Genomic DNA, 14,403 nt, shown 5'->3' on the forward strand with positions numbered 1-14,403 from the left:
GGCCCCCACCCCAGTGAGGTCCAACCTAACTACCTTCTCGCCACGCCTGCCACAGCCGTGCGTAGCGGCCGCCGAGGGCCACGAGCTCGTCGTGCGTGCCCTGTTCCACGACGCGTCCCGCGTCCAGTACGGCGATGCTGTCGGCCGTCATCGCCTGGGTCAGGCGGTGCGCCACGAACAGCGTGGTCCGGCCCGCGCACGCGGCGAGCACGGCCCGCTCCAGTTCGGCGGCGCCCTCGCTGCCCGCCTCGGCGGTCGACTCGTCGAGCACGACCACGGGGGCGCGGCCGAGGACGAGGCGGGCCAGGGCGATGTGGGTGACCTTGGTGACGTCCAGGCGTTCGCCGCCCTCACCGACGAGGGTGTCGAGACCTTCGGGCAGCGCTTCGGCCCACCCGGCGGCGCCGACCGTGCGCAGCGCGTCCATGAGTTCGGCGTCGGTCGCCTCGGGCGCGGCGAGCCGCAGGTCCTCGGCGAGCGTGCCGGAGAACACGTGGGTCTCCTGGGTGAGGATGCTCACCAGGGACCGCGCCGCGGCCTCGTCCACGTCGGCGAGGTCGGTCGAGCCGATGCGCACCGACCCGGCCTGCGGGGTGCCGATGCCCGCGATCAGCGCGGCCAGCGTCGTCTTGCCCGCGCCCGTGGCGCCCACGAGGGCGAGCGAGCCGCCGGCCGGGATGGTCAGGTCGACGTCGCGCAGGACGGGCCGGGTGGTGCCGGGGTAGCTGTAGGTCAGCCCCCGTACCGTGACCGCCTGCGGCGCGGTGCCTGCGGCCGTGACGGCGGTGTCGCCGACGAGCCGGTCCTCGGCCTCCTCCCCCATCACGCCGACGAGGCGGGTCAGGCTGGCGCCGGACTTCTGTGCCTCGTCGAAGGTGAACATGATGGCGCCGAGCGGGGTGAACAGGCGGTGGAACATCAGCGGGGCCGCCGACACCTCGCCCAGGCTGGCGGCGTCGGCCTCCAGCAGGGCGTATCCGACGACGAGGATGAGGACCAGGCCGATGAACTCGGCGCGGTTCTCCCGGCCGACGAAGCGGCCGAAGAACCGGAAGACCTCGATGCCGTAGTTGCGCACCCGCCACGACTCGCTGGTGACCTTCTCGCGGAAGGTGTCCTCCAGGCGGTACGCCCGTACGGTGTCGATGCCGTTGAGGCCGCTGATCAGCGCCTGCGCGCGATCGGCCTGCGCGACGCGCTGCTTGCGGTAGAGCGGGGCGGAGCGGGGCAGGTACCAGCGCAGGGCGAGCGCGTACGCGGGCAGCGCTCCGGCGCCGGCGAGGCCGAGCCGCCAGTCGAGGCCGAACATGCCGACCGTGGCGATGAAGACCAGCACGCCCGCCGAGAACACCGTGGGGATGGCCGTGCGGATGCCCTTGGACAGCACGGCCACGTCGTCGCCGACCCGGGACAGCACGTCGCCGCGGCCCACCTGTTCGACCCGGGTGCTCGGCATGCCGAGCACCGCGCGGACCGCCGCCTCGCGCAGTCGCGCGAGCAGGTCCGCGCCGAGGCGTCCGATCAGGTACGTGGAGGCCGCGGTGGCCACCGCGCCGAGCAGCGCGGCGGCCCCCATCAGCACCCCGACGGTGACGAGGACCGAGCGGGACTCGCCCTCGACGACGCCGTCGACCACGCGCCCGAGCAGGAGCACCGGCAGCACCTGGAGCGCCGCCCCGGCCACCGTGGTGAGCACGGTGGCCGCCGTCAGCCACGGGACCTCGCGGCAGTGCGCCGTGACCCACCGGGTGGCCTCGCGTCCGGTCGCCGTGCGCAGCGTCGCCGCCGGGGCGGCGCGCATGTCAGTAGTGCTCACACCGGGCCCTAGTTGACCGACTTGACGAGCTCGTCGATCGCGTACGGCAGGGACAGCAGCGTGCTCTGGGACATCGCGGCGCCGACCGCCGGGCCCTCGCTGTCCAGCAGGTACGAGACGTTGCCCTTCTTGACGGCCTTCAGGTTGGCGAAGAGCTTGAAGTCCTTCAGGGACTTCTGGTCGGCCTTGTCGTTGACGACGAAGATGCGGTCGACGTCGACGAGGTCGATGCGCTCGGGCGACAGCGTGGTGGAGAAGTTGCCGTCCGCGACCTTGTCGATCTTCGTCTGGTACTTGTAGCCGATGCCGGTCGTCAGGCGGCCGCGCACGTCGGTGGAGGTGAACGGCGCGACGGAGTCCTTGTACCAGGACAGGACGACGGCGGTCTCCTTGCCGAACTGCGGGTGGGCCTTCTTCGCCGCGGCGAGCTTGGCGTCGATGCCCTTCACCAGCTTCGCGCCCTTGCCGGCCTGGCCGAGCGCCTTGGCGATGTGGAGCGCGTTGTCCTGCCAGGGGGCGCTGAACGGCTCCTTCTCGGTCTTGGTGCGGCCCACGGTGGGGGCGATCTTCGAGAGCTTCTCGTAGGCGGCCTTGTCGATCTCGGAGTAGACCGCGATGATCAGGTCCGGCCGGAGGGCGGCGATCTTCTCGTAGTTGGGGCCCGAGTCGCCGTTCTTCATGATGACCTGGGGCTTGGTGTCACCCCACTTGTCCTTCACCCAGGGCCACTGGGTGTTGATGTCGGGGGACTTGCCGGCCGGGTTCGGGTACTGGTCGGTCATGCCGACGGGCTTGACGCCGAACGCGAGGACCGCCTGGTCGTCGGTGTAGCCGACGGTGACGACCCGCTTGGGGGCCTCGTCCACCTTCGTGGTCCCGAACGCGTGCTCCACGGTGACCGGGAACTTGCCGGCGGCCGCCGGGGCGGCGCTGTCGCCCTTGGCGCCCTTGGCGCCCTTGTCGTCGTTCTTGTCGGAGCCGCATCCGGCGAGGAGGCCGACACCCAGGGCCGTGGCGGTCAAGACTGCCGCCAACCGCCGCCGGGGCCTCATGCGCGTCGTTCCGTGGAGGTGCATCCCAAATCCCTTGCCTTCTCGCTGCCTGATGGGCCCCTGTCAGGGCAGGCAAACCTTATCGTGCGGTTGTGAGGTTAGCCTAGCCTAACTTTCAACTGGGCTCGGCTGGACCTCGGTCGGGCCGGACCCGCGTCGAACGGGGCCGCGCCGAAGGGGGCTTCGGGTGCGCCCGGAGCCCGGTTCCCGTTGCCGGGGGGAAGAAGCTCAGTCGAGCTGGACGTGCGTACGGCCGATCGGGACGATCAGCGGGCGGTCGCCCACCGGGTCGTCCACCACCTTCGCGCGCAGGCCGAACGCCTCCTCCAGGAGGTCGGCGGTGATGACGTCGCGCGGGTGGCCCTGCGCGAGGACCGTCCCGTCCTTCATCACGACGAGGTGGTCGCTGTAGCGCGTCGCCAGGTTCAGGTCGTGCAGCACCATGACCACGGTGCGCCCCGACTCGTGCAGGTCGTCGACCAGGTCCAGGACGTCGACGGCGTGCGCCAGGTCGAGGTAGGTGGTGGGCTCGTCGAGCAGGAGCAGGTCGGTGCCCTGCGCGAGGGTCATCGAGATCCACACGCGCTGCCGCTGCCCGCCGGACAGCGCGTCGACGGGACGGTCGGCGAGGTCGGACACCCCGGTCATGGCCAGCGCGCGCTCCACGACGTCGACGTCGTCCGAGGACCACTGCCGCAGCCAACTCTGGTGCGGGTGGCGGCCCCTGGCGACCAGGTCGGCCACCGTCAGGCCCTCCGGCGCGACCGGCGCCTGCGGCAGCAGGCCGAGCTTCTTCGCCACGTCCTTGGTCTTGAGCTTGACGATGTCCTGGCCGTCCAGCACCACGGCGCCCTTGGCGGGCTTGAGCAGCCGCGACAGGGTGCGCAACAGGGTGGACTTGCCGCAGCCGTTGGGGCCGATGATCGTGGTGATCACCCCGGGCGGTATCGCCACGTCGAGATCGTCGATGACCATGGTGCCGCCGTACCCGACGCTGACGCCCTTGGCCGCGAGACGCGCGGAGTCGACGGCCTCGGACCCGATCTCGGTGATGTACTGAGCGACCACAAGCCCCCCTCATTCCTATTTAGGTATGCCTCACCTTTGTATCAGTTATTTGAGGTTGGCCCGCACCAGGAGGTACACGAGGAAGGGTCCGCCGATGGCGGCGGTGACCACGCCGACCGGCAGGGTGACGGGCAGCGCCGTGCGCGCGACGAGGTCCGCGCCGATCAGCAGCAGCGCGCCCGTCATGCCGGAGGCCACCAGCGGCGGCGTCGGGTGCCGCGCGAGGCGCATCGCGACCTGCGGCGCCACCAGGGCGACGAACGGCACCGGGCCCGCGGCGCTCACCCCCACGGCGGCCAGCAGCACGGCGCACAGGAGCAGGGCCGCGCGCACCCGCTGGTAGCGCACGCCGAGGCCCGCGGCGACGTCGTCGCCGAGGTGCAGCGGCTTGAACTGGAAGGCGACGCACCCCACGACGACCATGAGGACGACCGTGCACCAGAGCGCGATCCTGACCTCGTCCCAGGACCGGTCCTGGAGCGAGCCGACCAGCCACGCCTGGGCCCGGGCCACGTCCTTGATGTCGGCCTTGACGAGCAGCCAGGTGGTGAGGGCCTCCATCACGGCGCTCACCGAGATGCCGATGAGGATGAGCCGGAAGCCGTCGATCCCCCGCCGCCAGGCCAGGAAGTACACCAGGAGGCCGGTGCCGAGGCCGCCCGCGAGCGCCGCCGCGGACAGGCCGACGGAGCTGACGACCGCCGCCGCTGCTCCCCCGGAGACCGTCACCAGGAACACCGCGACCACGCTGGCGCCCGACGTGATGCCCAGGATGTCCGGGCTGGCCAGGGGGTTGCGCGCGACGGACTGGGTAATCGCCCCGGACACGCCGAGTGCGAAGCCCACGACGAGCCCCGCCATGGCGCGCGGCATCCGCAGGTCCATGATGATGAACTCGTCGACCGACTCGCCGTGCCCGAAGAGGGTGGCGACCACCTGGGACAGGCCGATGGGGAAGTCCCCGACGCTGATGGACAGGCAGAACAGCAGGAACGTCACCGCCGCCAGGACCAGCGTGACGAGGGCGAGCCAGGGCCGCCACACGAACGACACGCCGCCGAGCCGGACGCCCGGCGTCACCGATGCCTTCACTTCTGTCCCGTTCATGGGCTCCTGGACCTTCATGCGTTCTTGAACTTCCCGCGCCACACCAGGACCGCGAAGAACGGGGCGCCGAGCAGGGCGACGACCACTCCCGTGTCCAGCTCGCCCGGCCGTACGACCAACCGTCCCACGATGTCGCAGACCAGCAGGACGACGGCCCCGAGCAGACCCGCGTACGGCACCAGCCAGCGGTAGTCGGGTCCGGTCAGGTACCGGGCGACATGGGCGACCATGAGGCCGAGGAAGGCGATGGGGCCGCAGGCCACCGTCGCCGCGCCCGCGAGCAGGGTGATGGCGGCGATGCCGGTCGTCCGGCTCAGGGCGATGTTCAGGCCGAGGCCGCGCGCGACGTCGTCGCCCAGGTTGAGCAGGTTGATGGCGGGCAGCGTGATCGCCGCGAGCACGAGGCCGACGGCGATGAACCCGGTCACCGGCCAGATGACGTCGAAGCCCACACCGGCCACCGAGCCCGAGTTCCAGAACCGCAGCGCGTTCAGCGACTCCCGGTCGGACATCGCGATCGCCGTGGTCATGGCGACGAGGAACACGGTGATGCCCTGTCCGGCCAGGGCGAGCGTCAAGGGGTTGCCCGCCCCCCTGCCGATGCTGGCGAGGCCGAACACGACGGCGCCCGCGACGGCCGCCCCCAGGAAGGCGAACCAGACGTACTGGAACGGGTTGGAGAACCCGAACACGGCGATCGCCGTCACCACGGCGAAGGAGGCGCCGGCGTTCACCCCGAGCAGCCCGGTGTCGGCGATCGGGTTGCGCGTGTAGCCCTGGATCAGCGCGCCGCCGACCCCGAGGGCGATGCCCGCCACGATGCCGAGCACCGTCCGGGGCACCCGCACGGTCTGCACGATGAGGCGGATCTCGTTGAGCCGCCGGTCGGCGTCCGGCTCGGCGAACAGGCCGTGCCACACGTCACCGGGGCTCAGCGAGCGCGCGCCGACGGCCAGCGACAGCGCGCTCACGAGCACGAGGACCACCGCGAGCGCGCCCAACCCCACCACCCGCCGCCGGCGGGCTTTCGACGAGCCCCTGGGCACGGGGCGCTCCACTGCAGTCATGGCCATGTCGACGTACGTCATCCCTTTGATCCAGCGGGGACTTCTGCCCGGTGGGGCGGCTCGCGCCCGGCGCGTACGGCGCCCCGCGACTTCCGGCGCACCACCCTAGCGGGCGGCGCTCCCGGCTCCGTCGGCGGCCGTGCGGGCCCCGTCGCCCGCGGACGTGAGGCCGCGCTCCAGGAGCGAGTCGAGGATCTCGCCGACCCTGACGGCGGTGTTGGACAGCAGCGACGACGTGATGCCGTGCGTGTGCTCGGTGCCGCCCTGGAGGTAGATGCCGCAGCGCAGGGCGGGGTCCGTGGTGACGCGGTAGTCGCGCTCGACGCGGACGCGGCCCTGGTCGTCGCGCAGGCAGTGGTCGGCGGCCTCGCCGAGCACGGCGAAGGGGTCGGCCGGGCTGTAGCCGGTCGCGCAGAGCACGACGTCCGCGTCCAGGAGGGTCTCCTCGCCGGTGACGAGGGAGGTGACGGTGGCGCGGACCGCGTCGGGGGTCTCCTCGACGCCGGTGAGGCGGGAGACGTTGACGAAGCGCAGCCGCTCGGTGCCGGTGACCTTCTCCTGGTACATCTGCCGGTACAGGGACTGGATCAGGTCGATGTCGACCACGGAGTAGTTGGTGTTGCCGTGGTAGTCCAGCAGCCGGCGCTTGACGTCCTCGGGCGCGGCGAAGTACTCGTCGACGGCGGCCGGGTCGAAGATGCGGTTGGCGAAGCTGCTGTCGTCGGCGGGGCTGTAGCCGTACCGGGAGAAGACGGCGCAGACCTCGGCGTCCGGGAAGCGGCGGTGGAGGTAGGCGACGTTCTCGGCGGCGCTCTGCCCGGCGCCCACGACGACGAACCGCGAGGGCGAGGTGGTCTCCAGCTCGTCGGCCCGGGTGAGGAGTTCGGAGTTGTGCCAGACGCGGTCGCCGCGCTCCACGCCCTCCGGCATGACGGGGCGCAGACCGGTGGCGACGACGAGGTTGCGCGCCCGGTGGACCGCGAGCCCCTCGCCCGAGCGGACCGTGACGTCGAGGTGCTCTATGAGGCCGTCGCGGACCACGGGGGTGACGCCGACGACCTCGTGGCCGTACGAGACCATGTCGTCGACCTGCGCGGCGGCCCACTCGAAGTAGTCGTGGAACTCCACCCGCAGCGGGAACAGGTTCTTGTGGTTGACGTAGTCGATCAACCGGCCGCGGCTCTTGAGGTAGCAGAGGAAGCTGTACCGGCTCGCCGGGTTCCGCAGCGTCACGAGGTCCTTGAGGAACGACACCTGCATGGTCGCGTCGTCGATGAGCATGCCGCGGTGCCAGCCGAAGCTCGGCTGCTGCTCGAAGAAGTGCGCGGTCACCGCCTCCCCCGGACCGACGCCCGCGTTGTGCTCGCGCAGCGCGATCGCCATGGCCACGTTGGACGGCCCGAAGCCGATGCCGATGAGGTCGTGGACCAGCGGTGCGTCTCCAGGAAGAACCTGCGACATGTCTCTCCTCTACATGCGGGACGACCGCCTGTCAGGTGCGCGGAACGCGCGTACGACACGCGACGGACGAGCGAACTGCCAGGCGTACAAAACCGTTGAAAGCGGGCACGCCTCGGCAGCACCCCTATCGACTTAGGTGAGCCTAAGCTAAACTTCGACAGGTGTCGACAGGCGTCGCGCGGGAACGATCACCAGGCTCCGCCAACCGGAGTGTCGGGGGCGCCCGTTGCACCGTAAGGTAAGCCTTGCTTTACTTGCCGCCGACCAATCCCTGTCCTGAGGAGGAACCCCATGCGGGTCGTCATGTTCGGTTACCAGACCTGGGGGCATCGCACCCTGCAAGCCCTCCTGGACTCCGAGCACGACGTGGCTCTGGTCGTCACGCACCCCAAGAGCGAGCACGCGTACGAGAAGATCTGGAACGACTCCGTCGCCGACCTCGCCGAGGCGCACGGCGTCCCGGTGCTGATCCGCAACCGCCCCGACGACGACGAGCTGTTCGAGCGCCTCAAGGAGGCCGACCCGGACATCATCGTGGCCAACAACTGGCGGACGTGGATCCCCCCGCGCATCTTCGGCCTCCCGCGCCACGGCACGCTCAACGTGCACGACTCGCTGCTGCCGAAGTACGCCGGCTTCTCCCCGCTGATCTGGGCCCTCATCAACGGCGAGTCCGAGGTGGGCGTCACCGCCCACATGATGAACGACGAGCTGGACGCGGGCGACATAGTCCGCCAGGAGTCCGTGCCGGTCGGCCCGAAGGACACCGCCACCGACCTGTTCCACAAGACCGTCGACCTGATCGCCCCGGTCACCACGGCCGCACTCGACGCGATCGCCTCCGGGCAGACGGAGTTCACCAAGCAGGACCGGTCCCAGGCCAGCTTCTTCCACAAGCGGTCCCTGGAGGACAGCCGCATCGACTGGACCTGGCCGGCGGCGGACCTGGAGCGCCTGGTGCGCGCCCAGTCCGAGCCGTACCCGAGCGCCTACACCTTCCACAAGGGCAAGCGCCTGGAGGTCCTGGCCGCGGTCGTGTCCGAGGGCCGGTACGGCGGCACCCCCGGCCGCATCTTCTACCGCGAGGGCGAGGGCGTGGTCATCGTCGCCGGGGCCGACGCGCGCACCGGGCGCAACCACGGCCTGGCCATCACCCGCGTCCGCACCGAGGACGGCCGGGAGCTGCCCGCCACCGAGTACTTCACGTCCATGGGCGGGTACCTGACGCAGCGCCCCTGAGGCACCGGGCCCCTGGCCCTGGCCCCCACCCCCTGGCGACCGCCGCCGCGCGGACCCCGTCCGCGCGGCGGCGCCGTGTTCGCGGGCCCCGAGGCCGGCGACGGGCGTTACGCGTCCGGGCCCGAGGCGCCCGGACCGTGTGCGCTCCCCCGGCCCGCCGTGCCCGCACCACCGTTCATGTCACCCTCGTCCACCCGCACCAGCCGGTACCCCCGCTCGAACCGGTGCAGCCCGCGCCGGTCCGCCTTCTTGGTGCGCGCCCGGCGCGCGGCGGCGAGCAGCGCGGCGACCTCCGGGCTCCTGCGCCGCAGCCGCAGGAAGGACTGCTCGGTCCAGCCGCCGAGCTCCGCCGCTGAGGCCTGGACGGCACCGTCCCGCACCGCCTTGAGGACGACGCGCAGCGCCGCCGGGCTCAGCCCGGCGGGGGCGGCCGCGGCACGGGCCCGTATCCGTTCGTGCTCGGCGAGGTCCGCCGCGGCCTCCATGGCGGCGGCGAACGAGGGGTCGCGCTCCTGCCAGTCGCGCAGCATCCGCCGGGACACCCCGGCCGCCACCGCGCACCCCTCGGGCCCGAGCCCGAGCGCGGCGGCACGCAGCGCGTCCGCCCGGCGCACGGCCGTCTCCTCGCGCAGGGTCGGGTTGCCCCGCAGGGCACGTCGTAAGGATCGTTCGAGGTCTTCTTGCGCGTCGAGGCCGGCGACCACACCATCGGCCCAGGCCTCGAGCCGGTGCGCACAGCCGGTGCGCCGCCGGTCCGCCCGTCTCTCGTCCACCCCACCCTCCATCATCAACTTAGGCTAGGCTTCCCTAACGATAGCTCGTGCAGGATGAAGATTCACTCCCCGAAGGGATGTGTTCGTGCTCTGCGCCAGAATCACCAACGCCACTGTCGTCACGATGGATCCGGCCCACCCCGTCGCACATGAGATCGGCGTCTGGCGCGGCCGCGTCGTGGGGCTCGACTCCGACGTCGCGGACCTGCCCGCGCGCCGCGTCGTGGACCTCGACGGGGCGACCGTGCTGCCGGGCTTCATCGACAGCCACGTCCACCTCCTCTGGGCGGGCCTCACGGCACGGACCCCGAGCGTCGCCCCCAGCCGCCGCGCCGAGGACGTCCTCACGGCCGTGGCGGCGGCCGTCGCGGCCCGGCCCGACGGCGCCTGGGTGTCCCTCGTCGGGTACGACCAGCGCACCCTGGACCGGCCGTTGACGGCCACGGACCTGGACGCGGTGAGCGCGGGCCGCAAGGTGTACCTGGGGCACATCTCCGGCCACGCCTGCCTGGTGAACTCGGCGGTCCTCAAGGAGCTTCCCGCACCCGCCGCGCGCCCGGACGGCTTCCTCGCGGAGGACGCGATGAGCGCGGCCCTCGCCCTGCGCCCGCCGTACGCGCTCGCCGAACTGGCCGACGCCCTCGCGGAGTCGGGCCGCACGTGCCGCGCGGAGGGCGTGACGGCCTGCGCCGAGGCGGGCATCGGCAGCGGGCTCTTCCGCAACAGCCCCGTCGAGGCCGCGGCGTTCCAGCTCGCCCACGAGACCGGGCGGCTGCCGCTGCGCGTCCAGCTCATGGTGGCGGCCGACGCCCTGCGCCCGGTCGAGGCCGCGCCCGAGGACACCACCACGCGGGCGTTCGGGCTCGGCCTGCGCACGGGGTTCGGCGACGGCCACCTGTCGCTGGGCGCCCTGAAGGTGTTCACGGACGGCGGCATGATGGCCCGTACGGCCGCGCTCACCGCACCGTACGTGGGCAGCGACTCCACCGGTCAGCTCCAGGCGGACCCGGCGGTGCTCACGGAGACCGTCGTCGAGGGCCACAAGGCGGGGTGGCAGCTCGCCGTGCACGCCATCGGGGACCGCGCCGTCGACGTCGCCCTGGACGCGCTCGAGGCGGCGGGGCGCGCCGAGCCGCGTGCCGACGCCAGGCACCGCGTCGAGCACGCCGGGCTCGTACGCCCCGACCAGCTCGCCCGGTTCGCCGCGCTCGGCGTGACCGCCGTCGTCCAGCCGTCGTTCCTGCGGTACTTCGGCGACGACTACGCCGCGGTGATGGGGCCCGGGCGGGCGCCGTGGCTGTACCGGGGCCGGAGCTTCCTCGACCACGGGGTGCGGCTCGCGGGCAGCTCCGACCGGCCCGTCGCCGACGGCGCGCCGCTGCGGGCGATCCAGTTCATGGTCGAACGCGCCTCCTCCTCCGGGCAGATCGTCGGCCCCGAGGAGGCGATCGGCGTGGAGGAGGCGCTGCGCGCGTACACCGTCGACGCCGCGTACGCCTGCCGCTGGGAGGACAGCGCGGGCAGCGTCAGCCCCGGCAAGCGCGCCGACCTCGTCGTCCTCGGCGACGACCCGCGGCGCGTGGACCCGGGGCGGATCGGGGACATCGAGGTCGTCCGTACGTACGTCGAGGGCGTGGCGGACGGCGACGCCGACGGCGCCGACGGCTCGGGGGGCGCGGCGGCCTGACCGGTACGCGGCGGGTCGACGGTCGCCGCCCGCTACGGGAACGTCGGGCGCCGGCCGAGCAGCAGTGCCGCGAGGCGCAGGTAGGCCTTGTAGGCGGGCGGTGTCAGCCAGGACAGTTCGACGGTGCTGGCCATGGCGAGGTGGCCGTCGCGGGGCACGGTGACGATGCCGCGGCAGCGGGAGCGCAGGACGCGCATCCCACCGGAGTCCAGGGTCCAGCCCGCCGCCGGGCGGCTGTGGTTGAGGACGACGACGGCGTCGCCCATGAGGTCGGGGCGGTCGAGCGCGAGCAGGCGGTCCAAGGTGTGCTGCGCCTGGGTGAGACCCGCGGGGTCGGCGCGCGAGACGATGACGATGCGGTCGGCGTCCTCCAGGGTCAGGGGCACCGGCTTGTCGGAGTCGATCAGGGTGATCCGGAAGTACGGCCGCGTGGTCCGCAGCACCTCGCGGAAGTCCTGGTCCGTGTACTGGCCCCCGGCCGAGGGCCGTGTCGGCGAGTCGTTGGCCAGCACCATCAGGCCCGAGCGGTGCGGGGACAGGAACAGGCTGAGGTCCTCGAACCGGCGGACGTCGCGCAGGGCCGCGGCCAGGTCCGTCAGGCCCACGAGGGTGCCGCGGAACACGCGGCCGCCGAGGCGCACGTGGCGGCCCGCGTGCCGGTCGGCGTCGACGGCGAGGACCCGCTCCTGGCGCTGGTCGGCGAGCACCGCGCCCAGCATCATCGTGGTCGTGGTGCAGCCGGCCCCGTCCTTGACGCCCACGACCGCGATCCGCAGCGGCTTCGCCAGAGGCGCCCGGATGGTCCGGGTCCAGGCACCGCTCTCGTCGGGCTCCGGCTCGTCGGCGGTCTCGCGCTCCGCCGCGGCGGCGGGCAGGGCGTCGTCCGCCGTCTCGGACCACGGCTGCGCCCCCGGCCGCCGCGCGTCGAGGGCCTCGGCGACCTCCCGTACGGTGGGCCTGCCTTCCGGCTCGGCCGTCACGCAGCGCATCAGGAGGTCGGCGAGGTCGCCGTCGAGGCGCGCGAAGTGGGGGTCCCAGCGCAGGGCGTCGTGCTCGAAGCCGTGCCAGGGACGGCCCGTGGCGGCGTGCAGCAGCATGGCCCCCAGGGCGTAGACGTCACCGGCCGCGATCCGGGACTCGCCCCAGTACGTCACCTCGGGGGCCCGGTAGGGCGAGGCGGGCGGAGTCGTCGACACCGAGGCGCTCCACGCCCCGTCGATGCGCGCGGACGTCCAACTGATGATGTGCAGGGTCGACTCGGTCACCAGGACCCCGCCCGGGGCCAGCGAGCCGTGCACGATGCCGCGGCCGTGGCAGCGGCCCACCGCCCGCGTCAGGTGCTGGCCCAGCCACAGGAACAGCGGGGTGCCCGCCAGCGGTCCGGCCGCGTCGAGGACGGCGCGCAGGGTGGGCGCGGGCTGTCCGTCGCCGAGGGTGTCGAGGCGCAGGGCCAGCCACGGCACGGGGACGTAGCGCAGGTCGCTGGCCACGAGGGCCGGGGCGTAGACGCCGTCCATGCGGCGCAGCGCGCGGCGTTCGGTGTCGAGCAGCTCCCGCCGGACCACCGGGGAGCCTGACGAGGAGGACACGCGCAGCAGCACCCGCACCCCGTCCTCGTCCTCGCCGATGTACGCGGCGGGGGTGCTGCCGGGGCCCTCGCGGCGCAGCAGCGTGTAGGGGCCGAGGGTCCGCGGGTCCGTCAGCTCCCGCAGGGGCCGCCAGGAGGGCGCCGCCTCCAGGGCCGACGGCAGCGGCACCCGCTCCGGCTCACCGGTGACCCGGGGCGCGGGCGCCGCCATCGGCCGGGCCCCCAGGTGGGTCAGGAGCCGGTCCTCCAGCCAGGCGAACGGGCGGGTGCCGGGCAGCAGTTCGCTCGTACCGGAGGGGTGCGCGAGCCAGGCGGGGAAGTCCGGGGAGCGGCCCACGAGCGCGCGCAGCCGCTCGGTGACGGTCCTGGTGGTGCGCAGCAGGTCGATCGGCGAGGCCGTGTCGAGCAGGATGTCCTGCGCGTCCCGGGTGAACCCGAACCGGAGGTGCTGGGCGGGCGTGCGCGCGTCGGCGGGTTCGACCTGCTGCATGAGCCCGCCCAGGAACACCTCGGCGAGGTGCGCGGTGTCCGCCGGCCAGGGCACGGCCGTCTGGACGAGCCGCATCACGGGCACGGTCAGCGGCGACACGGCGGCCAGGTGCGCGGCGAGGCGGTAGGCCTCGGGCGAGGCGGCGTCCCGGAACCGCAGCACGGCGGTGGCGGCGTCCGGGGCGCGGGTGTCGGCCCGGCCGCGCGGCGCCGGGGCGTGCGCGGGGACCAGCAGGGGCAGTTCGGTGCTCGCGCCGGGCGAGGCCACGAGGCGCGCCCAGGCGGCGACGGCCGGGGGGCACGGTTCGAGCACCGGCACGGGCACGTCGGTGAAGTCCTCGCCGAGGCCGCGCGGCAGCAGCGGGTCGGACACCTCCCAGGTGTCGTTGGCGGCGCCGCGGCGCCGGGTGGTGACCAGCCAGGGCTCGGAGCGGATGCCGGAGCCGCCCCACAGGTGGGCGGGCAGGGCGTGCAGGATGGCGGTCGGCCCCTGGCGCGCCCAGCGGTGCAGGGCGCCGCGCATCCGCCCGTCGCGCCAGCAGGCGCCGACGCCGTCGCTGATCACCAGGACGAGGGTGCCGCCGGAGGGGTCCACGACCGAGGCGGGCGAGAGCAGCGGGGAGCGCGCGTCGAAGGGGCGGGAGCGCAGCAGGGGCGCGTGGGGCGAGCGGGTGTCCAGGCCGAGGACGCGGATGCCGCGGAAGGCGCCCAGCCGTTCGAGGAGGGCGCGGAGTTCGGTGGCCAGGCGCCGCCACAGGAGCATCGAGATGCCGTCGTCGATGAGCAGGACGAGGTCGAGCCAGCGCTGGCGCGCGGGCCGCGTCACGATGTCGGGCAGCCCGGTCTCGGCGAGCGCCGCGGCCGTGGCCTGCTCGTCGAACTCCCGTCGGCGCGGGTGCGGCCGGGGCTGTTTGAGCAGGCGCAGCGCCCGGCCGAAGCGCAGCTCCTCGGCGCCCAGCGCCTTCTCCTCGGGCACGCGCACCGGCAGCGCCCCGTCGTCCGCCGCGGCCGGGCCGGCCGGCCCGGGCTGGGCGAACTCCGGGGCGCTGCGGGCCG

10 protein-coding genes are annotated in these 14,403 nt (G+C 73.3%); 2 read left to right on the plus strand and 8 right to left on the minus strand.

The window, feature by feature from the left end; all coding sequences use genetic code 11:
* Positions 1 to 25: 25 nt before the first annotated feature.
* The 6 genes from IE330_RS22500 to IE330_RS22525 all read right to left on the minus strand — a co-directional run bounded on the left by IE330_RS22500 (position 26) and on the right by IE330_RS22525 (position 7,571).
* Positions 26 to 1,816, minus strand: coding sequence for an ABC transporter ATP-binding protein (locus IE330_RS22500; RefSeq protein WP_190137897.1), 1,791 nt, complete (start codon positions 1,814 to 1,816; stop codon positions 26 to 28).
* An 8-nt stretch (positions 1,817 to 1,824) separates the two neighbouring features.
* Positions 1,825 to 2,892 carry an iron-siderophore ABC transporter substrate-binding protein gene (locus IE330_RS22505; RefSeq protein ID WP_190137898.1) on the minus strand — a complete coding sequence of 356 codons (1,068 nt, stop codon included), beginning with the start codon at positions 2,890 to 2,892 and terminating at the stop codon, positions 1,825 to 1,827.
* A 204-nt stretch (positions 2,893 to 3,096) separates the two neighbouring features.
* On the minus strand, positions 3,097 to 3,936 hold the full coding sequence (locus IE330_RS22510) for an ABC transporter ATP-binding protein (protein ID WP_190137899.1): 840 nt from the start codon (positions 3,934 to 3,936) through the stop codon (positions 3,097 to 3,099).
* Between the two features lie 45 nt (positions 3,937 to 3,981).
* Entirely contained in the window at positions 3,982 to 5,043 is a 1,062-nt protein-coding gene (locus tag IE330_RS22515; protein WP_190137900.1) for a FecCD family ABC transporter permease, read from the minus strand.
* 14 nt (positions 5,044 to 5,057) lie between these two features.
* Positions 5,058 to 6,116 carry a FecCD family ABC transporter permease gene (locus tag IE330_RS22520; RefSeq protein WP_190137901.1) on the minus strand — a complete coding sequence of 353 codons (1,059 nt, stop codon included), beginning with the start codon at positions 6,114 to 6,116 and terminating at the stop codon, positions 5,058 to 5,060.
* A gap of 99 nt (positions 6,117 to 6,215) precedes the next feature.
* Entirely contained in the window at positions 6,216 to 7,571 is a 1,356-nt protein-coding gene (locus IE330_RS22525) for a lysine N(6)-hydroxylase/L-ornithine N(5)-oxygenase family protein (RefSeq protein ID WP_190137902.1), read from the minus strand.
* A 291-nt stretch (positions 7,572 to 7,862) separates the two neighbouring features.
* On the opposite strand from IE330_RS22525, the gene IE330_RS22530 reads away from it, so the two are divergent.
* Positions 7,863 to 8,810, plus strand: a complete 948-nt coding sequence (locus tag IE330_RS22530; protein WP_190137903.1) for a methionyl-tRNA formyltransferase — start codon at positions 7,863 to 7,865, stop codon at positions 8,808 to 8,810.
* Between the two features lie 107 nt (positions 8,811 to 8,917).
* Here IE330_RS22530 and IE330_RS22535 read toward each other — a convergent pair whose 3' ends face one another.
* On the minus strand, positions 8,918 to 9,583 hold the full coding sequence (locus tag IE330_RS22535) for a hypothetical protein (RefSeq protein WP_190137904.1): 666 nt from the start codon (positions 9,581 to 9,583) through the stop codon (positions 8,918 to 8,920).
* A gap of 85 nt (positions 9,584 to 9,668) precedes the next feature.
* Between IE330_RS22535 and IE330_RS22540 the strand changes: the two genes are divergently transcribed.
* The gene (locus IE330_RS22540; RefSeq protein ID WP_190137905.1) at positions 9,669 to 11,270 is read left to right on the plus strand and encodes an amidohydrolase; all 1,602 of its coding nucleotides are present in this window, start codon (positions 9,669 to 9,671) and stop codon (positions 11,268 to 11,270) included.
* Positions 11,271 to 11,302: 32 nt separating this feature from the next.
* Here the strand turns inward: IE330_RS22540 and IE330_RS22545 are convergent.
* On the minus strand, positions 11,303 to 14,403 hold a 3,101-nt coding region (locus tag IE330_RS22545; protein ID WP_190137906.1), incomplete at its 5' end, for an SAV_2336 N-terminal domain-related protein.

The organism is Streptomyces longispororuber, from assembly GCF_014656095.1.
In the GTDB taxonomy this organism is placed as follows: Bacteria; Actinomycetota; Actinomycetes; order Streptomycetales; family Streptomycetaceae; genus Streptomyces; species Streptomyces longispororuber.

What these genes read in the sequence shown, in the direction of transcription:
- IE330_RS22505 (WP_190137898.1), bottom strand. Translation starts at nt 2,892, where the DNA reads ATGCACCTCCACGGAACGACGCGCATGAGGCCCCGGCGGCGGTTGGCG.
- IE330_RS22515 (WP_190137900.1), bottom strand. Translation starts at nt 5,043, where the DNA reads ATGAACGGGACAGAAGTGAAGGCATCGGTGACGCCGGGCGTCCGGCTC.
- IE330_RS22520 (WP_190137901.1), bottom strand. Translation starts at nt 6,116, where the DNA reads ATGGCCATGACTGCAGTGGAGCGCCCCGTGCCCAGGGGCTCGTCGAAA.
- IE330_RS22525 (WP_190137902.1), bottom strand. Translation starts at nt 7,571, where the DNA reads ATGTCGCAGGTTCTTCCTGGAGACGCACCGCTGGTCCACGACCTCATC.
- IE330_RS22530 (WP_190137903.1), top strand. Translation starts at nt 7,863, where the DNA reads ATGCGGGTCGTCATGTTCGGTTACCAGACCTGGGGGCATCGCACCCTG.